This is a genomic window from Pseudomonas marginalis, from assembly GCF_001645105.1.
Lineage (GTDB): Bacteria > Pseudomonadota > Gammaproteobacteria > Pseudomonadales > Pseudomonadaceae > Aquipseudomonas > Aquipseudomonas petroselini.
On record NZ_LKEG01000011.1, the window covers coordinates 15,466 to 35,723 of the forward strand.

The following is a 20,258-nucleotide window of genomic DNA, read 5'->3' on the forward strand; positions in this document are numbered from 1 at the left end:
CTTTTGTCTAAATAAGATTATTTCAACACCGGTAGTGCATGGCCATTCAATGGCCGACCAGGGATTTAATAAATTCATTGCAGGGTAATGGCTTCCCGAACAGGTAGCCCTGCAGGAAATCCACGCCCTGGGCCGCCAGGTATTCACACTGTTCAGCGGTTTCCACACCTTCGGCGACGATACCCAAGTCGAGCTTCCCGGACAGTTCTATGATGCTGTCAAGAATATGCCCTGATAGTGCATCTGCGCCGATCATGGCGACAAAACTCTGGTCGATCTTCAAATAGTCCACATTGAAATTACGCAAGTAACCGAGGCTGGAATGCCCGGTGCCGAAGTCATCGATGGCAATCATCACGCCCAGTTGATGCAACGCATCGAACAAGCGACGGGTGATGTCGGTGGGTTCGATCAGCTCGCGTTCGGTCAACTCCAGCACCAGTGTCACCTGGCCTACAGGAAACGCGGCGAGGAACTCACGACAGTCATCCACCAGTGCCAAGTCCTGGCAGTGGCGTGCGGTGATGTTCACGCCGATATGGAATCCAGGGCGGAACCGCGCCGCGTGGGGCGCCAGTTGTGCAGCGGTCTGACGCAATAGCGCGCGAGTCATGGGGACGATCAGGCCCGAATGTTCGGCCAGGGGGATAAACAGGTCGGGGCGCACCAGGCCTTCTTTCGGGTGTTGCCAGCGCATCAATACTTCGCAACCGGCCCATTCACGGGTATCACCGCGTACGACCGGTTGGAAATACGGAATGAATTCATCGGCACCCAACGCCCGTTGCAGTTCATGGGTCGGCGCCGAAGAGCGCTTTTGCAGCCAATGGGCCAACACGCCCGCCAGCACGCCAAAGAACACCACCAGGCTGAACAGTGCCGGGTATCGGGCCTGCATATACCGCCAAACTTCGCCGGCCGGCATGCCCGCGTCGACACTGTAGTGAAACCGCTCGGACGCCAGGCGATGATGGGCCACGGCGAATACGGGCACCTGCGTGTCGTGCACCTTTCCATCCGCCCCCAGCCAATTCGGGCCAACCTGCAGCACCAGGTCGGCGTAACGGCTGATCAGGCGCAGCGCGTTGGTCAGGTGGTAACCATCAATCGAAGCAAATGCGGCCTTGTCGCCGTCGACCAGCCGGTAGACCAGCAGTGCCGTGTCCGGCGTCACCGGGTTGCCATTCATCAGCCATAAGCGGCCATCCACATAGTCATCCGGGTTGACCGGCGACGCATAGGTGCCGCCGAACAGCGAACTGCAGTAGATATTTTTTTGCCAGGACAAAGTGGTCGCCCGCACGAACGGCCGGCGCGTGACCTGTTCGCGCAGCGCCAACTGCGCACCGTCATCACAGGGTCGTCCCGCCAATGGCAGCAAGGCCTGGGCGGCGAGGGCGGTGTTGTCGAGCATCAGGTCGAATTGGCGCACGGCTTCCTGCGCCGTCTGGGCGGTGCTTTGTTGCAGGGTGCGTTCGGCTTGCCAATGCAGAATGACCACCCCGAGTGCAATCGGCAGCAGCGCACTGAGCGCGGTAATCACGTTGCGAGTGGCGCGTTTTCGCGGGCCGTTGACGGTGAGGGGCATGAAGTGAACGGCCTGTTGCAGGATCAGATTCAATTGATGATAGAGGTCCAGGCCAAAATAAGCTCGCGGTACCTAGCGTTTAGCCAGTAGCTGCCACTACCACGCCAAAGCTTGGGCAATGCGAATGAAGGCGAGGGCCGCAGGGGAGGCGTGCCGCCGGTCCAGCACGGCCAGGCCAACCCGGCGCGGCACACGCGGTGACAGCGCGCGCTGCACATAGCGTTGATCGCGCCAAACCGGCAACGATGACTGCGCCACCACGCTCACGGCATCGCCGCGACCCACGGTTTCCAGGGTGCTTAGCAACTGCGAGCAGCGAAAACGCACGTTAGGGGTCAGCCGCGCCTCGTTGAACAGCCGCAGCACCAATTCAGACGAGCCGGCCTCAGTCAGCGCGAAGGGGTCGTTGCACAATTCCTTGAGGCTGACCTGCTCGCGGTCCGCCAGCTTATGGTCGGCCGGCAGCAGCGCCACCATCTGGTCCTCGAACAGCGCGAAGGTGTCGAAACGTTCCTGTTCCAGCACCACAAAGCCGATATCAATCCGGCGTTCGTCGAGCCATTGCATGACTTGCCTGTCCGGCCCTTCGTCGACATGCACTTCGATGCCGGGATACTCCAGGCGAAACCGGTTGAGGATCTTCGGCAGCAGGTAGGTCGAGGACGTCGGTCCGAAGGAGCCGATGCGCAACGTCCCGCGTTTCATGCCCCGAGCGTCCGCGGCCTCTTGTTGCAGTGTATTGGCCAGCCCCAGCATCGCCCGGGCGCGTCCCAGCAACTGCGCGCCGATATCACTGAGTTCCACCTGGGCCTGGTGCCGCCTGAACAAGGCCACCCCCAGTTCCTCCTCCAGCCCCTTGATCGCATGGGACACCGCCGATTGGCTGATGCCCAGGCGGTGGGCGGCGCTGGTAAAACCTTGCAGCTCGGCCACCAGGGAAAATATTTCGAGTTGAGTCAGAGTCATGAGTGAAAGCTCATTTTACGATGACTCTGTATTACCAGAACAATGGGCTAACCCTCAAGCCATTAGAGCCACCGCCCGTGTATTCAACCTCGGATCGCATCACTTACTTCAAGTTGGCCGCCGTCACCATGATCTGGGGCGGTACCTTCGTCGCCGGTCGCTACCTGAGTGAGGCGGTTGACCCTCTGCTGGCGGCCAGCCTGCGCTTTTGCCTGGCCAGCCTGGCATTGTTGGTGTTCATGGGGGTCGCACGTATTCCCTTGGCGCGCCCAAACCCGCGGCAGGCCGCACAATTGCTGGTGCTGGGCTTTTTCGGCATCTTTTTCTACAACCTGTGTTTCTTCTACGGGTTGCAGTACACCAACGCGTCACGGGCCTCATTGATCGTGGCCCTGAACCCAACGGTGATTGGCTTGGCGTCCTGGTGGTTATTCAAGGAGCGCCTAAACGGCATCAAGGTCATCGGCATTGCCTTATGCCTGGCGGGCGCCGCCGTGGTCATCATCAGCCGCAACCCGCAGTTGCTGGGCGAAGGGGCCGGCAACTGGCGGGGCGATCTGCTGATCTTTGGTTGCGTGGTGGGGTGGGGCATCTACTCGTTGTTTTCCCGCGAACTGAACCAGAGCCTCGGGCCGCTGCAGACGGTCACCTGGTCAATCCTGTTGGGCACCCTAATGCTCACCGTGACCTCGCTGATCACGGGCCGTTTTAGTGTCGAGGCCATTGGCCAGCTGCATTTTTCGCAGGTCATGAGCCTGTTGTACCTGGGGGTGCTGGGGTCGGCGCTGGCCTATATCGGCTACTACGATGGCATCCGACGTATCGGCGCGACCCGCTCCGGGGTATTCATCGCGCTTAACCCACTCACGGCCGTGATCTTTGGCGCCTTGCTGCTGGGCGAACAGTTGACCGCGCCAATGCTGATCGGCGGTGCGGTGATCCTGCTGGGCATCTACCTGTGCAACAAACCCCTTGCGCAGGCCAAGGCAATGGGGATTTGATAAGAGTACGGACAAACACTGTTACGCTGTGTAGAATCGATTTACGCATACAAGAATATGGACTTGCGCTCACGCAAGCCTAAGCCGTCAGAGACCGATGACACCATGAAGCTACTCGGCTCCCCCCTCATCTTTGGTGACTTCCTCGCCCGCAGCGTGCGAGGCCTCTCCTGTGCGCCGCCTGTGCACCTCATCCTTGCTGGCAATTGAATCCGTCACTACAAGAATGATGAGGCGCCAAATCATGGCAGATCTATACGAAAACCCAATGGGCCTGATGGGCTTTGAATTTATCGAATTCGCGTCGCCGACGCCGGGCACCCTGGAGCCGATCTTCGAGATCATGGGCTTCTCCAAGGTCGCGACCCACCGCTCCAAGAATGTGCACCTGTACCGCCAGGGCGAGATCAACCTGATCCTTAACAACGAGCCCAACAGCATCGCCTCCTACTTTGCGGCCGAGCACGGCCCGTCGGTGTGCGGCATGGCCTTCCGCGTCAAGGATTCGCAAAAAGCCTACAACCGTGCCCTCGAGCTCGGCGCTCAGCCGATCCACATCGAAACCGGCCCGATGGAACTGAACCTGCCGGCGATCAAGGGCATCGGTGGTGCGCCGCTTTACCTGATCGACCGTTTCGGCGAAGGCAGCTCGATCTACGACATCGACTTCGTCTACCTCGAAGGCGTCGAGCGCAACCCGCAAGGCGCAGGCCTGAAGGTCATCGACCACCTGACCCACAACGTCTATCGCGGGCGCATGGCCTACTGGGCCAACTTCTACGAGAAGCTGTTCAACTTCCGTGAAGCGCGCTATTTCGACATCAAGGGCGAGTACACCGGCCTGACCTCCAAGGCCATGAGTGCGCCGGACGGCATGATCCGCATCCCGCTGAACGAAGAGTCGTCCAAGGGCGCCGGGCAGATCGAAGAGTTCCTGATGCAGTTCAACGGTGAAGGTATCCAGCACGTGGCCTTCCTCTCTGACGACCTGGTCAAGACCTGGGACGCGTTGAAGAAGATCGGCATGCGCTTCATGACCGCACCGCCGGACACCTACTACGAAATGCTTGAAGGCCGCTTACCGAACCACGGCGAGCCGGTGGATCAACTGCAAGCGCGCGGCATCCTGCTGGATGGCTCGTCCGTTGCGGGCGACAAGCGCCTGCTGTTGCAGATCTTCTCGGAAACCCTGATGGGCCCGGTGTTCTTCGAGTTCATCCAGCGCAAAGGCGACGATGGCTTTGGCGAAGGCAACTTCAAGGCGCTGTTCGAGTCCATCGAGCGCGACCAAGTGCGTCGCGGTGTATTGAGCACCGACTAAGCAAGTGTAAAAAAGCCCGGCCGAGAGAATGTCTCGGCCGGGCTTTTTATTGCCTGTGCATCAGGCTTTGCGCTGGCGCACCAAATGCTTGAACCCTTCAAACACCAACACCATCACCGCCAGCCAGATCGGGATGTAGGTCAACCACTCGCCGCCCTTGATCCCTTCACCCAAGATCAGTGCGACGCCCAGCAACAGCACCGGCTCGACATAGCTGAGCAGCCCGAACAGGCTGAATGCCAGCAAACGGCTGGCAATGATATAGCTCACCAGCGCCGACGCACTGATCAGGCCCAGCATAGGAATCAACGCATACAGCTTCGGGTGCGCATCCATCACCGCAAAGCCTTGCTCGCCGCTCTGCACAAACCACCAGGCCACCGGCAGCATGAGCGCCATATCCAACCAGAGGCCGCCCAGGTGGTCGGTCTTGAGGTATTTGCGCACGATGAAATAGAGCGGATAACCGATGATCACCACCAGTGTTGCCCAGGAGAAACCGCCGGCCTGGTACAGCTCGTTGAGCACGCCGAGGCCTGCAAAAAACACTGCGACCCGCTGCAAATACGACAGCTGCTCGCCCCAAACCAGGCGACCGGTCAGCACCATGGTCAGCGGTAACAGGAAGTACCCCACCGACACATCCAGGCTGCGCCCATTCAGCGGCGCCCACATAAACAGCCACAGCTGCACGCCGAGCAACGCTGAAGACAGCAGCACACCCGCGATCAGACGGGGCTTGCCGGCTAACATCCGTACCAGCTCCCACACCCGCCGCCATTCGCCGCTGACGATCATGAAGACCGTCATGCACGGCACGGTGAGCAGCATGCGCCAGCCGAAAATTTCCAGGCCGCTCAAGGGGGTGAGCAATGATGTGAAGTAATACATCACAGCGAATAACGCCGAGGCCGAGACCGATAACACAACACCTTTAGACACACTGTCCTCGCGAAAAACCATGGGTACAAAAAAGAGGGGGATTGCAGGAGGGGATTATGGTGCTTTTAGCGTGAGAGGGTTGCGCTGTTTTGGGGCGTTTTTCAGGAAAATTTCTCGCCGTGGATTCGTTGGGATCCGCCCTGTGGCCTGTGGGCCACAGGGGGCTTGCAGATTAACCGCGCGCCACGCGGCCCGAGACGAAGTGCTCCACATCGTTGAACCCGGGTGTGGAGGAATGCCCCGGCGTCACCAGCGAGTCGATGAACGCTTCATCCTGCGCCGTGATCTTCACGTCCAACGCCCCAAGGTAGGCGTCCCACTGCTCCTCGGTGCGCGGCCCGACAATCGCCGAACTGACCGCTGAACTGTTCAACACCCAAGCAATGGCAAACTCCACAATCCCCACGCCACGGCCTTGGGTGTACTGCTGGATCTGCTGGGCGATGCGCAGCGATTCCACGCGCCATTCGGTTTCCAGGATGCGTTTGTCCTGGCGCGCCGCACGGCTGCCGGCTTCGGGCGCTACATCCGGGGCGTATTTGCCGCTGAGCACGCCACGCGCCAATGGGCTGTAAGGCACTACACCCAAGCCGTAGGCGACTGCGGCGGTGATCTGCTCGACCTCAGCCTGACGGTTGACGATGTTGTACAGCGGCTGGCTGATCACCGGTTTGTCCACGCCCAGGCGCTCGGCCACGCGGATCACTTCGGCAATGCGCCAGCCGCGATAGTTGGACAGGCCCCAGTAGCGGATCTTGCCCTGGCGGATCAGGTCGCCGATTGCCGACACCGTCACCTCCAGTGGGGTCGCGTGGTCTTCACGGTGCAGGTAGTAGATGTCGAGGTAGTCAGTGTCGAGGCGGCTCAGGCTGGCTTCCAACGCATTGAAGATACGCTTGCGGCTCAGGCCGCTGCGGTTGGGCAACCCATCGGCGGGGCCGATGGCAACCTTGGACGCCACCACCCAATCCTCGCGGTGACGGGCGATCGCTTCGCCGACGATTTCCTCGGAGCGGCCGCCGGTGTAGACGTCCGCCGTGTCGATAAAGTTGATGCCCTGGTCCCAGGCCTTGTCGATGATGCGCAGCGAGTCCTCGGTGCTGGTCTGTTTGCCAAACATCATGGTGCCCAGGGTCAAGGCACTGACCTTCAACCCGGACTGGCCCAATGTGCGGTAGATCATGGATAGCTCCTCTTGGCCGAAACGTACGCCATGCAATACCAGACTCCAAGGCTCTGGGACAAGCCCCGCACGCGTTTCTTCACGCGCTCAGCAACGCCTGACAGCGCCCTTGTAAAAAGCGATGCAACACTTTCACCCGTTCCGATACTTGCAGGCGGTGGGGGCACATCAGGTTGAACGGCGTCGGTTCGCCCTGCCAATCAGGCAGCAAGGGCACCAGCCGACCGGCCTGGATGTCACGGGCAATATCCAGGTTGGCTTTGTAGGCGATGCCGTGGCCGGCCAGCGCCCAGCGCCGCACGATTTCGCCGTCATCGCTCAAGTAATCGCCCGTCACCTCAACCTCCTGCAGCGCCGTGCCCTGGCGAAAATACCACGTGCTGTTGGCCCGGCCCTGACGCATGTAGCGCAGTGCGTTGTGTTGCGCCAGATCGGAAGGTGTTCGGGGCGTGCCATGGCGCGCCAGGTAGTCCGGGCTGGCGCAGGGGATGCGGTGGTGCCCAGGCACCACCGGCAGTGCTACCAGGCTGGAGTCCCTGGGCACACCAAAGCGCAGGGCAATGTCGACGGTGTCGCGGAACAGGTCGGCATTGCTGTCGTTGAGCAGCAATTGCAGACGGATGTTGGGGTGTTCGAGCTTGAACTCGTCCAGCCAGCCCAGCAGCACATTGCGCCCGAAATCCGAAGGCGCCGCCAGTTGCAGTAAACCACTGAGACTCTGGCCCTGCTGTTTGATCGCCTGTTCGCCTTCCGAGAGCGCCTCCAGCGCTACCCGCACGCTTTCGAGGTAGCGCCGACCTTCCTCGGTGAGGCGCATGCTGCGCGTGGAGCGCGCCAACAGGCGGATGCCCAGGCGCGTTTCCAGGCGTTTGAGGGCGATGCTGGCGGCGGCCGGGGTCAAGCCAAGCCCGCGCGCGGCGGCGGACAAGCTGCCGGTGTCGGCGGTGCGCACGAAGACTTCAAGGTCGAGGGTTGAGCTCATTTGTAAAAATCCTTTAAAGATCTTGTCGTTTTACCGGGATTTTTCGCTGATTGCCAAGCTGGGAAGATGAACGCTCATTTTTTCAAGCAGGAATTTTCCCCATGACTTCTTCCCTCAACGGCAAAACCGTCATCGTGATCGGCGGCAGCAGCGGCATCGGCGCCGCCGTGGCCCAGGCCGCCGCTGCGCGGGGTGCACACGTGGTATTGGCCGGGCGGCGCTTGGTCTCCGGCAACGAAAACGGCCTGCGCAGCGAACCGGTGGACGTCACCGATGCAGCCTCCCTGCAACGCCTGTTCGAGACCGTGGGGCGTTTTGACCACCTGGTCTACACCTCGGGGCCGACGGTACGCGCCAAGACCTTGCTTGAGACCGACCTGGCCGAAGCCCAGGAAAATTTCAACGTAAAGCTCTGGGGCTCGCTGCGAGCGATTCAACTGGCACTGCCTTTTCTTGACGAACACGGCAGCATCAGCCTGACCTCGGGGCAACTGGGACGTAAATTGGCGCCGGGCCAGTTCATCAAGACCGGCATTAACGCCGCGACCGAAGCACTGGGCAAGCAATTGGCCAAGGAGTTGGCACCGCGCCGGGTCAACGTGATCAGTCCAGGCGTGATTGACACACCGGCTTATGCGGGGTTGGCTGAAGAACAGCGCCTGGCGATGTTTGCCAAGGCCGGCGGTGCGTTGCCGGTCGGGCGCGTGGGGCAGGCGGAGGAGGTCGCGGCGGGGTATGTGCTGGCCATGGAGAATGGCTTCATGACCGGCGCCGTGATCGACATCGACGGCGGCGGCCTGTTGTAAACACCGAACAAACAATGCGGGGGGCGGCCACACCACTCCCCACATGTGACTGCGTTAGACCTTCAGGGTACGCGTCATCCGCAACGCCAGCACACTACCCGCCACGATCACCGCCGCGAGCAGGTACAGCGCCACATCCGTTGATCCGGTGGCATCTTTCACAAAGCCCACGATGTACGGGCTGAGGAAGCCGGCCATCTGGCCCATGGAGTTGATCAGCGCCAGGCCACCGGCCGCCGCGCCGGCACTGAGCATCGCGGTGGGCACCGGCCAGAACATCGGCAGGCCGGTCAGCGCACCCATGGTGGCGATGGTCAGGCCGAGGATCGCAATGGCCGGTGTCGTCGCGAAGTTCACCGCAATCACCAAGCCAATGGCGCCCATCAACATCGGCACCACCAAGTGCCAGCGACGCTCTTTGCGCAAGTCCGCGGAGCGACCCACCAGCAACATGAACACCGCCGCCAGCAGGTAAGGGATCGCACTGAGCCAGCCGATCACCAGGTTATCGCTGAAGCCCAGGTTCTTGATGATCGACGGCAGCCAGAAGTTGATCGCGTACACGCCGCTCTGGATGCAGAAGTAGATCAGGCCGAACGCCCAGATCGCTGGGTTCTTGAACACTTCGGCAAGCGAATCGGTCGTGGTTTTCGGCTTGTTGGCCAGGTCGGTCGCCTGGTCGGCTTCCAGCACTGCGCGCTCGTGCGGCTTGAGCCATTTGGCGTGGGCAAAGCTGTCGCTGAGCAGGAAATAGGCGAGGGCGCCCAAAATCACGGTCGGGATACCTTGCAGCAGGAACATCCACTGCCAACCGGCCAGGCCGCCTTGGCCTGCCGCGAAGTGGTTGAGGATCCAGCCGGAGAACGGGCTGCCCAGCAGGCCGGAAACCGGAATGGCCGACATGAACAGCGCCATGATCCGCCCACGGCGGAAGGTCGGGAACCACTGCGAGAGGTACAGCACCACGCCAGGGAAGAAGCCGGCTTCGGCGGCACCGGTAAACAGGCGCAGGGTGTAGAAGTGGGTCGGTGTGGTGACGAACAGCAGGCAGGTCGACAGCGTGCCCCAGACGATCATCATCAATGCAATCCAGCGCCGTGGACCGAACTTGGTCAGCGCCAGGTTGCTCGGCACACCGCACAACACGTAGCCGATAAAGAAGATCCCGGCGCCGAGGCCGTACACGGTTTCGCTGAATTTCAACGCATCGAGCATCTGCAACTTGGCAAAGCCAACGTTTACCCGGTCGAGGTAATTGAACAGATAGCAGATGAAAATGAAGGGGATCAAGCGCAGGGTAACGCGCTTGTAGATGGCGTTTTTATCGTCATCGGTGGCCAGTGTGACGGCGGCGCTCTGTGACATGGGAGTCTCTCTTTATTATGATTTTTTGCGATGCGAGGTTAACGTTGATCGCCCACTGAGTCTCGGCCACCTGGCAGGCCGCTGTCTTTGTGCGTGCGCACAGTGAAGCCGCTATTGCGCTGTGCCTATGAACAACCATCGTTTTCTAGGAAATTAGCCCCATGTTCGAGCTGGATCATGACCTGGCACAGGATATCGTCGATCGAACCATGGCGATCCTGCCCCATAACGTCAACGTCATGGACAGCCAGGGCCTGATCCTCGGCAGCGGCGAGCCCGAACGTATCAACACTCGCCATGAAGGCGCACAACTGGTGCTCGCCAATGGCCGCGTGGTGGAAATCGACGGCCAGACCGCCAAGCACCTCAAAGGCGTGCAACCGGGCATCAACCTGCCGCTGCTGCATGACGGCCGCCTGATCGGCGTGCTCGGCATCACCGGTGAGCCGGAAGGCCTGCGCACCTACGCCGAGCTGGTGCGCATGACCGCCGAAATGCTGGTGAGCCATCGCCACCAGCAGGCCGAGCAACAATGGCGGCGCCAACGCTGTGACGATCTGCTGGCCTTGCTGCTGGCCGATACCGGCGACTCACCGCGCCTGGTGGACGAAGCTCAACAACTGGGGCTCAAGCCGCAGATGGCGCGTACACCGTACCTGTTCGAACTGGGCGCGGGGCAATCGGCGGAAGCCTTGAGTGCCTGGCTGACCTCGCGTTACCCGGACAGCTGGTGCGTCAGCTCGGCGCAATATTCATTGTTGTGGTGCCGTCCGGCCGCGATACAGGTCGACAACCCACGGCTGCTGGAAAAGCTTGAAGGCCTCGGCTGGCATATCCTGCGCGTCGCCGTTGGGGGGCAGGCGGATGGGTTGGCGGGTCTGCGCCGTTGCTATCGACGCGTCGGTGATTTGCTCGCCTATGGCCGCGATGTGCTGCCGCAGTCACGGCTGCTGACCCTCAACCGCTATCGCCTGCCCGTGATGCTCTGGCGCCATCGCAACGACGATGCCCTCGACGAACTGCTCAACCCCCTGCGCAAAGTGCTGGCCAAAGACAGCAATGGCCAACTGCAGGCCACGTTGCGCAGTTGGTGCGAACACGACGGGCAAAGCCAGGCCTGCGCCGATGCGCTGGGCATTCACCGCAACAGCCTGCGTTACCGCATGGAGCGCATTGCCGAACTCAGCGGTGTCGACCCGTTGACCCTGGACGGCATGCTTGCGCTGTACCTCGGCGTGCAGTTGCTGCCCCAGGCTTTGTCGGAATGAACAACAAAGCGCATCCGCACTTGTGCACCGGACCGGCGTCAGCGGCCGTGCCAACTGGCAGCATGGGCGTTATAAAAACCGGAGAAAGCCCATGAAAATCATCATCGCCCCCGACTCGTTCAAGGACAGCCTGAGTGCTGAAGGCGTCGCCCAGGCCATCGCTGACGGGCTGGCGCAGGTCTGGCCGGATGCACAGTTGGTCCAGTGTCCAATGGCGGATGGCGGTGAAGGCACGGTGGATTCGGTGCTGGCGGCGTGTCACGGTGAGTTGCGGCGCCACACCGTGCGCGGCCCGCTCGGCGCAGCGGTTCAAGCACGTTGGGGCTGGTTGGCTGACAGCCACACCGCCATCATCGAAATGGCCGAGGCCAGCGGCCTGCAACTGCTGCCTCCGGAACAGCGCGATGCCTGTGTCACCACCACTTACGGCACCGGCGAACTGATCCGCGCAGCCCTGGATGCCGGCGCCCAACGCATCATCCTGGCGATTGGCGGCAGTGCCACCAACGACGGTGGCGCGGGCGCGATGCAGGCGCTGGGCGTGCAACTCTTCGATGCACAGGCGCAAAAGCTGCCACCCGGCGGCCTGGCCCTGTCGCGCCTGGCGCATATCAGCCTTGAACAGCTGGACCCGCGCCTGGCGCAGGTCCGCTTCGAAATCGCCGCGGACGTCAACAATCCGCTGTGCGGCCCCCACGGCGCGTCGGCGATTTTCGGCCCGCAGAAGGGCGCCAATCCCGAGCAAGTGCAACAGTTGGACGCCGCCCTTGGTCACTTTGCCGATCACTGCGCCCGCGTGCTGCCCAACGATGTGCGCGACGAACCCGGCAGCGGCGCCGCCGGCGGCTTGGGCTTTGCCGCCAAAGCTTTCCTGGGCGCGCAGTTTCGTGCCGGTGTGGACGTGGTCGCCGAATTGGTCGGCCTGGATGAAGCTGTGCGTGGTGCCGACCTGGTGATCACCGGCGAAGGCCGTTTCGACGCCCAGACCCTGCGCGGCAAAACCCCGTTCGGCGTGGCACGTATCGCCCGGCAGCACAACGTGCCGGTCATTGTGATTGCCGGCACGCTGGGCGAGGGCTATGAGCAGATGTATGCCCATGGCGTGGATGCTGCTTTCGCCTTGCCTTCGGGGCCGATGAGCCTTGAGCAAGCGTGCAGCGAAGCGCCGCGCCTGCTGCGTGAGCGGGCGTCGGATATTGCGCGGGTGTGGCGATTGGCGGTGCGCACCCGCTAATCAATCAAGCCCGCTGCCAACTGATCGATCCACCGCTTCTGAAACTCCAGCAGCGCCGCCTTGGGCTGCTGCAGCTCGACCAGTGCCAGCATCGGGTCTTCCACAGCTGTGCGCACACCGGACAATTCCTCCAGCGTCGCCAAGCCGCAAAACGGCACATAGGCTTCGCTGTAGCCGCCTTCATGCACCAGCACCAAGCGCCCCTGGCACAGGCGTTCGGCAGCCTGGCGCACGCAACGGGTCATCAGGCGAAACGACTCGCTGTGCAGCAACATCCGCGCGAGTGGGTCGACGGCGTTGGCGTCAAAGCCGCAGGCGACGATGATCAGTTCCGGCTGGAAGCGCTCCAGCGCCGGTACCACGATGCGCGTCATCGCATGCAAGTAAGCGTCGTGGCCGCATCCCGGCGGCAAGGGAATATTGATGTTCGCTCCCCGCCCGGCGCCGCGACCACGATCCTGTTCACCGCTGTAGCCCGGCGGATAACAACCGTCCTGATGCAACGAGATCGTCAAGACATCCGCCCGCGCCTCGAAAATCGCTTGCGTGCCGTTGCCATGGTGTACGTCCCAATCGATCACGGCGACCTTGCCCAGTCCGCTGCGGGCCTTGGCGGCTTCGATGGCGATGGCGATGTTGGCCAGGAAACAGAAGCCCATGGCGCTGTCCGCCAGGCAGTGATGGCCAGGTGGGCGAGACAGCGAGTAGGCGTTATCCGCGAGGCCCTTGAGCACGGTGTCGACGGCGGCCATGGTCAGGCCGGCGGAGAGCCGGGCAATCTCGTAGCTGCCCGGGCCTATCGGCGCCTGCGGCCCAAGCTCGCCACCACCGGCATCACTCAGCGCCTTGAAGCGCTGCAGGTATTCGCGGCCATGGACGCGCAGCAAGTCGGTTTCGCTGGCGACCGCCGCGTTGTGGATGTCCAGGTGATGGCTTAACCCGGACACATCCAGCAGGCTTTTCATGCGCCGTTTGGTTTCGGGGGACTCGGCATGCCCGCTGCCGGCCGGTGGCTGCACCCAGCCACCCACGGGCAAGGTCAATGCATGGGCGCTGGCGCTGTGCCAAAGGCTCATTTCATCAAAGAAAAACGCGGTGGTTCGGTTCATACAAGCTCCATTTCAACGACGGGTTTGGGACGGCTGGCGAGGATCATTGCCAGCGACAACAAGGTGATCACGGCGCCGCCGATCAACAACGCCGTAAAGCTGCCACTGACCTCGATCAGCCGGCCGGCGATTGCCGGGCCGATGGCCAGGCCGCCGCCGATCACCAGGTTCGAGGCATTCATCAGCTTGCCGCTGTGATCGAGGTCGGCGAGGCACGCGAGGATCAGCGGCAGGATGAAGGTCCAGGTGAACTTGAACAGCAGCGCCGCCAGGGCGAAGCGCATCAGCGTCGGTTGGCCCAGCAGGAGCAACACGGCGGCGGCCATCAGGGCATAGCCCGCCAGCAACAATCGCAGGCGCGACAGGCGTGGGCCGATCAGCGATGCACAGGCGGCGCCGGCGATCCCCATGACCGTCGCAACGGCCAGCACCTCGCCGCTGTCTTGCGGCGATATCCCGACACGGGCGCCCAGGGCGCCGATAAACGTCCAGACCCCGCCAAGGCTGGTGTAAAAGGCCAGCACCGCACCGACGCCCAGCGCGGCGTGCCATCGCGAGCCGGACACCCGCGCGGTTTCCGCTGTTTGTGGCGCCGGGGCAGCGTTGGGAAAACTGCGCGCAAGGGGTAACAACAGGGTCATCAGGCCGGCGAGGATCAGGTAGCAGGCACCCAATCCATAGCGCTCGAACAAACCGGGCAATACCGCCAGGCCGATGGCGCCCACGACCAGCTGCCCCATCACCCATAACCCGTAGACGCGACTGGGGTTGGCGGTGGTAGCCGCACTGGCCAGGCAGATAATCATCAATGAGCCGCCCGCCAAGGCACTGGCGAAGCGCAGGGTCAGCAGGTGGGTGTAGCTGTCGGCAAGCATCGACAGCAGGTTGGCGGCGATAAACAACCCGGCAGCGGCCAGGGCCGCCAACCGCCAGTTCACGCGCCTTAGCCACCACAGGGCGGGCAGGGTCGCCAGGCTCATCGCGCCCAGTTCCACCGAAAACAAGTCGCCGATCTGCGAGGGGCTCAGTTGCCATTGGGCGCCCAACTGCGCGGCCACGGCGGGCGCGGTCATCAGGATGGTCGGGGTGATCGCGGCAAACAGCACGATGGCCGCGAGCAGGTTCCAGGATACGGACGCTGGGCGAGGCCGATCCTGTGTTGCGTGGGAATGAGTGTGCATGGTCAGGCTCCGGAAAGGGGGTTCAGAACACATGGACCAGGCGCAGCAAGGCCTCGGTGCCGGCATAGCCGTTGGATGCCGCGACGTTTTGCGAAAGGCTGAACATCACTTGGTTCTGCTGATCCAGCCAATGCCCGACCTCGAACCCCAGCTGGGTGTAGCGCTTGCGGGTGTCGTCGATTCGCTGACGGTTGATGCGCAGCGCGCCACCCTCGGCCTGGATCAGGCGAAATGCGCCGTAGGTGGCAGGGCTGAAGTCGTAGGAGGCAAACGCTTGCAGGCGATACAGCGGGTCTTGCTTGAGTTCGCTGCCAAAGTAGTCGTCATTGGTGGCGTACAGCTGGGTTTCGAGGTTGGCTTCCAGCACCCATTTTTCGCCGATGCCCTGGGTGTAGTTGTAGACAAAGGTCGCGCCCCAGCGATTGCCGCCGGGCGAGACGTCGGGGTTGTTGCGGTGGTATTCGCCCACCGGCACGGTAATCAGGCTCAGCAGGCCGCTGTAGGTGCGGGACGCCGGGTCATTGATGAAAAACAGCGTGCCGCCGACCTGTGGATCGCCGAACCCGCTTTCTCCGGTGTGCCGGGTCGCGCCCGGCAGGCGAGCATTGATATCGGCAAACGGCACAATGAACTGCGGGGTACAGAGCGTGCCGCAGGCATCGGTGAAAAACACCTGCCGGTAAGCGACGGCATTGACCTTGAGTTCGGCCTTGCCGGTGGTGTCGGCCGGGCCGTGAAAGTCCCCGGCGCGGGTGGCCGGCAGGTACAGCACACCGAGTTGGGTGCCGGGCGGGGCACTGAAAAAATCCCGGGCATTGAGGTCGGCAGCCTGGCTGTCGAGGCACAGTAAGGTGCCGCCGAGCAGCAAAGGCAAGGTGCGCAAGGTGGGTTGAGTCATGGCAAGGCGTCTCTTATGGGTGAGGGCAGGGACTGAAAGTTGGGCAAAAGCCGCCCGTGGCCGCCAAAACGGGCAGCGCAAAGAAACTAAAAAAACGCGGGATTATTCAGGTGGGGCGTGCACCAAGTGCGCAATGCGTGCTTTGTCTCTGACCCCGAGCTTGCTGTAGATCGTGCGCAAGTGATGGCGCACGGTATTGGGCGAGAGCCCCAGGTCGCGGGCGACTTCCTTGTAGGTCTTGCCCTCGCCGAAGCCCTGGGCTACAGCGTTCTCCCGTGGGCTGAGCTGGGGCAGGGCACGGTTGACGCGCGCGGCCAACAGGAACTGGTCGCCCACCGCGGACACCTGGATATGGATCTGCTTGCCCTCATGGCCACGCTCATCCAGTGGCACCGGCAAGGTCGGACCACTCCATTGCGGCCATTCGCTGAGCAGCACGTCTATAAAACCGCGTTCGGCGCACTGCAACACGCCGTGCGGGCCGCACACCGCCAAGGCCAGGTTGCGCGGGCTGATCAGGGTTTCGCGGGTGGCCACCAGCGTGCGGATCTGGTTGGCCGAGACCGCTGCCACCAAGTGCAGCATAAGATGGTTGAGCAGCCGGCAGTCTTGTTCGGCGAACCGCGGCGCTCCGGGCTTTCGATACAGGGTCAGGTGATCGCTGAGGCTGGTTTGCGGGTCAATGTGGATGACACACAACAGTTCGCCGATGCCGTACCGGTCGGCCAGCCAGTTCAAGCCAGTGCCGCTCGCCGGGTCCGACATATCGATGATCACCGCCTCGCCGGGCTGAGCATGCACACGCCCGACGGTCACATCCAAATGACGGATGGACTGCCAGTCGGTCAAGTAAGCCGGCGGCAAGTGGTACAGGCAGCTGCTGTGTTCTTCCGGCAAATCCCCGATCAGCGCCGCGCGGCCCCACCAGGCACTGTCGAAGTGCAACAACTGACTGACGCGCGCCAATGCGTGGTGCTGGAAGTGCTCGATGTCCTGGTGTTGGGCCAATCGCTGCAGATCCAGGACCAGGGTGCTGAAGGCCTGCAACAGGCTCGAAAGGTCAAGACGGCTCATGAGTGTTCCTCTGTGCGACTTTTTATTGTTCTGGTCACAGGGTGAAGGCCGGTACGGTGAATTGACGTGGCAGGGCCTGGGCCAAGTATCGGTGCAGCCGAGTACGATCGCTATCGTTCAGATGCAGGATGCGGCTTATGGGTGTGTGGGATCTTTCGGGAGGTGTCACGGCGCTTTTCCCGCTACCGGTTTTCCCCCTACACTGGCCGGTCACTTGTCTTTCAAAGGATGAAACACAATGCACACGCCTGAACCTCATATCGTGATCCAGCGCTTTACCGAGGCCCACCTTGAGGGTGTCGCCGCGCTCTATAACGAACCGGCCGTGTGCCGTCAGGTGCTGCAGATGCCTTTCCAGTCGGTCGAGGTGTGGCGCAAGCGTTTGGTGATGGACAACGAGCGGCGGCTACAGCTGGTGGCGGTACACGGCGGCGAGGTTATCGGCCAGCTTGGCCTGGAGCAGTACCTGCGCGTGCGCCAGGCCCACGTCGGCTCGTTCGGCATGGGCGTGGCGACGGCGTGGCAGGGCAAGGGCGTCGGCTCGCGGTTGTTGACGGCAGCGCTGGACGTGGCTGACAACTGGATGAACCTGCACCGGGTGGAACTCACGGTGTACGCCGACAACGAAGCGGCGCAGGCGCTGTACCGCAAATTCGGCTTTGAAGTTGAAGGCGTGTTGCGCGATTACGCCCTGCGTGACGGTCGGTTTGTCGACACCGTGAGCATGGCGCGCCTGCGCACGTCGGTTTAATCCTGCAAGGCGAACGCCACCGCAGCCTGCGCATGCAGCTCGGTGGTGTCCAGCAGCGGCAGGCGGCTGTGTTCGGGTTTGATCAGCAGGCTGATTTCCGTGCAACCGAGGATGATCGCCTGGGCGCCGCGTGCGGCCAGGGACTCGATCACCCGTTGGTAGACCTGGCGTGATGTGTCGCTGATCACCCCGACGCACAATTCTTCATAGATGATCCGATGCACCGCCTGGCGCGCGTCCGCCTCGGGCACCAGCACGGTCAGGCCTTGGGCCGCCAGGCGGGATGTGAGGAAATCCTGCTCCATGGTGAACGCGGTGCCGAGCAGGCCGACTGTGAGCGTGCCGGCGTCCACGGCCGCCGCGCCGGCAGCGTCGGCGATATGCAGGAACGGAATCGAGACGGCCGCTTCAATACGCGGCGCCACGAGGTGCATGGTGTTGGTACACAGCACCACGCACTCCGCACCGCCGGCCTGCAGACGGCGCGCGGCGTCTTCGAGGATCAGCGCGGTATCGTCCCAGCGGCCGGCGTGTTGAGCCTGCTCCACTGGGCCGAAATCTACGCTGTACATCAGCAGTTGCGCCGAACGCAGCGGGCCGAGTTGGTCGCGCACGCGTTGGTTGATGATGCGGTAGTACTCGGCGCTGGACTCCCAGCTCATGCCGCCGATAAGGCCGATGGTGCGCATGCGGTGCTCCTGGCAAGGAAAGTCGCTTCACCTTACGCATCAGCCGTTGATTAGTCATACGCAGTTACCAGCGAAATGACCGGTGCAGTTCTACAGGTCGAGGTTGATCCAGCCCGGCTTGGCCTCTTCCGGTGCCACGGCGTTGATCTGCTTGCCGGTCGCCCGCTCCACGCGCCGCGCCACTTGCGGGTCATCAAACGAGTAGGTGAGGGTGCCGTGTTATAGGACTGCCCGATGGTTGCGGTGCTCATGCTTGTCCTCCCACGGTTCCAAGTGGCGGCACTTTAGGAAGTGTGGGCAAAACAAAACAGACTCAGAAATACCTCATTACGGCGGATCAGCTTGCTTGGAGCCGCCGGGCTCATTACCAAAAAGCCGTTAATCGTACGGCCAGTGGCTGCATCTGCCATGATCGACGCTAGTTACCTGGCCCACCCAAGGAAATCCGCAATGGACGATGTACAGCAACTGGGCGAGATGCTTCGTCACTACGCCGATAGCGAAGCGCACAAGAAACAGCAATTCGATGTGCAATCGGCCCGCTGGGCGCAAAAGCTCGCAGAGCTGTTCGGGCAGATCGAGCAGTGGCTGGAACCGGTAAAGACCGTGGGACTGCTGGAGGTGCATCGCGAGGCTTACGTTGCCAGCGGCCCGAGCGTGCCGGTGGAGACATCGACCTTCAAGACCGAAAAGCTGACCGTACAGATCACCGGCAAGCCGGTCGAGTTCGTGCCCGATGTGATGGGTGTAGGCGGGTTGATCTCCGTGTCCGTCATGGGCTTGACCGCTGCGCGGCATGGCAGCGTTTCCTTGGTGCTGCCCGCAGACAAGAACGACTGGCTGTGGAAGAAAACCAATGGCCTGAAAGACCCCGACACCTTTGGCTTCGACGCCAACTTCCTGGCCTCGCAGTTGCAAAGCCTGATTCCACGCGAACGCGGCTGAGTGTCAGCGCGGGGTCGCCACGACCGCTGGGCTGCTGGAGCATCGCCGGCGGGTCAAGCCGACTCGGGCAATAACGCTAATTTTTCAGGATTGGCTATACCTACAGCTCAACATGTCGATGATGACTGCCAGGGAGTTCAATGATGAAACTAAGGCTACTGATCAGCACGCTGTGCGTTGCGTCAATCGCGATGGCAGGCTGTGCCAGCAAGGTCACTCAACCGGATGAGTATTCCGGCTTTCTCTCGGACTACAGCCAGCTCAAGGAAGCCAAATCCCCTTCGGGTGCCGAAGTGATGCGCTGGGTCGACCCCAAACTCGACCTGAGCCGCTATACCGCGGTGTACATCGAACCGACCCAGTTCTATCCCAAACCGCAGGCGACCGCGAAAATCCCCGACAGTACCCTCACTGGTATCAACGCCTACTACAGCCAGGCACTTAGGCGGGAGCTGGAAAAATCCCTGCCCCTGGCCAATGGTCCTGGCCCCGGCGTGATGGTGGTACGTGCGGCGATCACCGCCGTCAGCAGCAAGACCGAAGGCCTCAAGCCTTATGAGTTCATCCCCGTGGCTCTGGTTGCCGCGGCGGTAAGTACCGGCACCGGCATCCGTGATCAGGAAACCACCCTGGGCACCGAGGCGCAGTTTCTCGACGGCTCAAGTGGCAAGGTGCTAGCCCAAGTGGTGCGCAAAGGCACCGGCAAGCCATTGGCCAATGACTCGCAGGTGATGAAAGCTGACGATGTAAAAGGCGTGATTGATGGGTGGGCGTCCGACTTGCATCAGTCGTACCTCAAGCTCAAACGCCTCTAAATCCGCAGGGATTGGCTTTGTATCGCAGGGACATGCCCTAATGCCAGTCAGTTAAGGAGCAGCAAGAGCGAAAAGTAACCCGTGGCGAGGGAGCTTGCTCCCGCTGGACTGCGCAGCAGTCCCAGTCTTTTGAAACAAAG

19 protein-coding genes and 1 pseudogene are annotated in these 20,258 nt (G+C 62.0%); 8 read left to right on the forward strand and 12 right to left on the reverse strand.

Annotated elements, in window-relative coordinates:
• Positions 1–46 precede the first annotated feature (46 nt).
• Together AO064_RS00635 and AO064_RS00640 are read right to left on the reverse strand one after the other, a co-directional pair.
• A complete protein-coding gene (locus tag AO064_RS00635) occupies positions 47–1,588 on the reverse strand; it encodes an EAL domain-containing protein (RefSeq protein ID WP_064052095.1) in 1,542 nt (513 codons plus the stop codon).
• A gap of 96 nt (positions 1,589–1,684) precedes the next feature.
• The gene (locus tag AO064_RS00640; protein ID WP_064052085.1) at positions 1,685–2,554 is read right to left on the reverse strand and encodes a LysR family transcriptional regulator; all 870 of its coding nucleotides are present in this window, start codon (positions 2,552–2,554) and stop codon (positions 1,685–1,687) included.
• Positions 2,555–2,631: 77 nt separating this feature from the next.
• Between AO064_RS00640 and AO064_RS00645 the strand changes: the two genes are divergently transcribed.
• Positions 2,632–3,555 (forward strand): DMT family transporter, encoded by a 924-nt coding sequence (locus tag AO064_RS00645; protein WP_122256044.1) that lies wholly within the window; start codon positions 2,632–2,634, stop codon positions 3,553–3,555.
• Positions 3,556–3,799: 244 nt separating this feature from the next.
• Positions 3,800–4,876 carry a 4-hydroxyphenylpyruvate dioxygenase gene (hppD, locus tag AO064_RS00650; RefSeq protein WP_064052086.1) on the forward strand — a complete coding sequence of 359 codons (1,077 nt, stop codon included), beginning with the start codon at positions 3,800–3,802 and terminating at the stop codon, positions 4,874–4,876.
• A gap of 60 nt (positions 4,877–4,936) precedes the next feature.
• On the opposite strand, the gene rarD is transcribed toward hppD, so the two are convergent.
• The 3 genes from rarD to AO064_RS00665 all read right to left on the reverse strand — a co-directional run bounded on the left by rarD (position 4,937) and on the right by AO064_RS00665 (position 7,983).
• A complete protein-coding gene (gene rarD / locus AO064_RS00655; protein ID WP_064052097.1) occupies positions 4,937–5,818 on the reverse strand; it encodes an EamA family transporter RarD in 882 nt (293 codons plus the stop codon).
• 172 nt (positions 5,819–5,990) lie between these two features.
• Positions 5,991–7,001: an aldo/keto reductase gene (locus AO064_RS00660; protein ID WP_064052087.1), complete on the reverse strand. Its 1,011-nt coding sequence runs from the start codon at positions 6,999–7,001 to the stop codon at positions 5,991–5,993.
• 79 nt (positions 7,002–7,080) lie between these two features.
• Positions 7,081–7,983 carry a LysR family transcriptional regulator gene (locus AO064_RS00665; protein WP_064052088.1) on the reverse strand — a complete coding sequence of 301 codons (903 nt, stop codon included), beginning with the start codon at positions 7,981–7,983 and terminating at the stop codon, positions 7,081–7,083.
• A 101-nt stretch (positions 7,984–8,084) separates the two neighbouring features.
• On the opposite strand from AO064_RS00665, the gene AO064_RS00670 reads away from it, so the two are divergent.
• On the forward strand, positions 8,085–8,789 hold the full coding sequence (locus AO064_RS00670) for an SDR family oxidoreductase (RefSeq protein ID WP_046034187.1): 705 nt from the start codon (positions 8,085–8,087) through the stop codon (positions 8,787–8,789).
• A gap of 54 nt (positions 8,790–8,843) precedes the next feature.
• On the opposite strand, the gene AO064_RS00675 is transcribed toward AO064_RS00670, so the two are convergent.
• Entirely contained in the window at positions 8,844–10,154 is a 1,311-nt protein-coding gene (locus AO064_RS00675) for an MFS transporter (RefSeq protein ID WP_012724182.1), read from the reverse strand.
• 161 nt (positions 10,155–10,315) lie between these two features.
• Here AO064_RS00675 and AO064_RS00680 point away from each other — a divergent pair, with 161 nt between their 5' ends.
• Together AO064_RS00680 and AO064_RS00685 are read left to right on the forward strand one after the other, a co-directional pair.
• The gene (locus AO064_RS00680) at positions 10,316–11,422 is read left to right on the forward strand and encodes a sugar diacid recognition domain-containing protein (RefSeq protein ID WP_046034186.1); all 1,107 of its coding nucleotides are present in this window, start codon (positions 10,316–10,318) and stop codon (positions 11,420–11,422) included.
• A 91-nt stretch (positions 11,423–11,513) separates the two neighbouring features.
• The gene (locus AO064_RS00685; RefSeq protein WP_064052089.1) at positions 11,514–12,656 is read left to right on the forward strand and encodes a glycerate kinase; all 1,143 of its coding nucleotides are present in this window, start codon (positions 11,514–11,516) and stop codon (positions 12,654–12,656) included.
• Here the strand turns inward: AO064_RS00685 and AO064_RS00690 are convergent.
• From AO064_RS00690 to AO064_RS00705, 4 genes are all read right to left on the reverse strand, one after another.
• Positions 12,653–13,765, reverse strand: coding sequence for a class II histone deacetylase (locus AO064_RS00690; RefSeq protein ID WP_012724185.1), 1,113 nt, complete (start codon positions 13,763–13,765; stop codon positions 12,653–12,655). The two genes, AO064_RS00685 and AO064_RS00690, sit on opposite strands and share 4 nt — an antisense overlap.
• Entirely contained in the window at positions 13,762–14,946 is a 1,185-nt protein-coding gene (locus AO064_RS00695; RefSeq protein WP_082893844.1) for an MFS transporter, read from the reverse strand. Before AO064_RS00695 ends, AO064_RS00690 begins: the two co-directional genes overlap by 4 nt.
• 22 nt (positions 14,947–14,968) lie before the next feature.
• The gene (locus AO064_RS00700) at positions 14,969–15,844 is read right to left on the reverse strand and encodes a transporter (RefSeq protein WP_012724187.1); all 876 of its coding nucleotides are present in this window, start codon (positions 15,842–15,844) and stop codon (positions 14,969–14,971) included.
• 102 nt (positions 15,845–15,946) lie between these two features.
• A complete protein-coding gene (locus tag AO064_RS00705; protein WP_064052090.1) occupies positions 15,947–16,918 on the reverse strand; it encodes a helix-turn-helix transcriptional regulator in 972 nt (323 codons plus the stop codon).
• Between the two features lie 238 nt (positions 16,919–17,156).
• Between AO064_RS00705 and AO064_RS00710 the strand changes: the two genes are divergently transcribed.
• Entirely contained in the window at positions 17,157–17,669 is a 513-nt protein-coding gene (locus AO064_RS00710; protein ID WP_064052091.1) for a GNAT family N-acetyltransferase, read from the forward strand.
• Here AO064_RS00710 and AO064_RS00715 read toward each other — a convergent pair.
• Positions 17,666–18,358, reverse strand: a complete 693-nt coding sequence (locus AO064_RS00715; protein WP_064052092.1) for an aspartate/glutamate racemase family protein — start codon at positions 18,356–18,358, stop codon at positions 17,666–17,668. The two genes, AO064_RS00710 and AO064_RS00715, sit on opposite strands and share 4 nt — an antisense overlap.
• A 90-nt stretch (positions 18,359–18,448) precedes the next feature.
• A pseudogene (locus AO064_RS30600) lies at positions 18,449–18,553 on the reverse strand (cbb3-type cytochrome c oxidase subunit 3); the annotation flags it as partial.
• A 255-nt stretch (positions 18,554–18,808) separates the two neighbouring features.
• Here AO064_RS30600 and AO064_RS00720 point away from each other — a divergent pair.
• The gene (locus tag AO064_RS00720) at positions 18,809–19,303 is read left to right on the forward strand and encodes a hypothetical protein (protein ID WP_043205339.1); all 495 of its coding nucleotides are present in this window, start codon (positions 18,809–18,811) and stop codon (positions 19,301–19,303) included.
• Positions 19,304–19,446: 143 nt separating this feature from the next.
• Complete coding sequence (locus AO064_RS00725) at positions 19,447–20,118, forward strand: DUF3313 domain-containing protein (RefSeq protein WP_064052093.1); 672 nt, start codon at positions 19,447–19,449, stop codon at positions 20,116–20,118.
• Positions 20,119–20,258: the final 140 nt, after the last annotated feature.

Excerpts from the sequence above, each read along its gene's own strand:
- hppD (WP_064052086.1), top strand. The coding sequence starts at position 3,800 with ATGGCAGATCTATACGAAAACCCAATGGGCCTGATGGGCTTTGAATTT.
- AO064_RS00715 (WP_064052092.1), bottom strand. The coding sequence starts at position 18,358 with ATGCGCACCATCGGCCTTATCGGCGGCATGAGCTGGGAGTCCAGCGCC.
- AO064_RS00660 (WP_064052087.1), bottom strand. The coding sequence starts at position 7,001 with ATGATCTACCGCACATTGGGCCAGTCCGGGTTGAAGGTCAGTGCCTTG.
- AO064_RS00640 (WP_064052085.1), bottom strand. The coding sequence starts at position 2,554 with ATGACTCTGACTCAACTCGAAATATTTTCCCTGGTGGCCGAGCTGCAA.
- AO064_RS00690 (WP_012724185.1), bottom strand. The coding sequence starts at position 13,765 with ATGAACCGAACCACCGCGTTTTTCTTTGATGAAATGAGCCTTTGGCAC.
- AO064_RS00670 (WP_046034187.1), top strand. The coding sequence starts at position 8,085 with ATGACTTCTTCCCTCAACGGCAAAACCGTCATCGTGATCGGCGGCAGC.
- AO064_RS00665 (WP_064052088.1), bottom strand. The coding sequence starts at position 7,983 with ATGAGCTCAACCCTCGACCTTGAAGTCTTCGTGCGCACCGCCGACACC.
- AO064_RS00635 (WP_064052095.1), bottom strand. The coding sequence starts at position 1,588 with ATGCCCCTCACCGTCAACGGCCCGCGAAAACGCGCCACTCGCAACGTG.
- AO064_RS00700 (WP_012724187.1), bottom strand. The coding sequence starts at position 15,844 with ATGACTCAACCCACCTTGCGCACCTTGCCTTTGCTGCTCGGCGGCACC.
- AO064_RS00680 (WP_046034186.1), top strand. The coding sequence starts at position 10,316 with ATGTTCGAGCTGGATCATGACCTGGCACAGGATATCGTCGATCGAACC.
- AO064_RS00720 (WP_043205339.1), top strand. The coding sequence starts at position 18,809 with ATGGACGATGTACAGCAACTGGGCGAGATGCTTCGTCACTACGCCGAT.
- AO064_RS00695 (WP_082893844.1), bottom strand. The coding sequence starts at position 14,946 with ATGCACACTCATTCCCACGCAACACAGGATCGGCCTCGCCCAGCGTCC.
- AO064_RS00725 (WP_064052093.1), top strand. The coding sequence starts at position 19,447 with ATGAAACTAAGGCTACTGATCAGCACGCTGTGCGTTGCGTCAATCGCG.
- AO064_RS00705 (WP_064052090.1), bottom strand. The coding sequence starts at position 16,918 with ATGAGCCGTCTTGACCTTTCGAGCCTGTTGCAGGCCTTCAGCACCCTG.
- AO064_RS00685 (WP_064052089.1), top strand. The coding sequence starts at position 11,514 with ATGAAAATCATCATCGCCCCCGACTCGTTCAAGGACAGCCTGAGTGCT.
- AO064_RS00675 (WP_012724182.1), bottom strand. The coding sequence starts at position 10,154 with ATGTCACAGAGCGCCGCCGTCACACTGGCCACCGATGACGATAAAAAC.
- AO064_RS00710 (WP_064052091.1), top strand. The coding sequence starts at position 17,157 with ATGCACACGCCTGAACCTCATATCGTGATCCAGCGCTTTACCGAGGCC.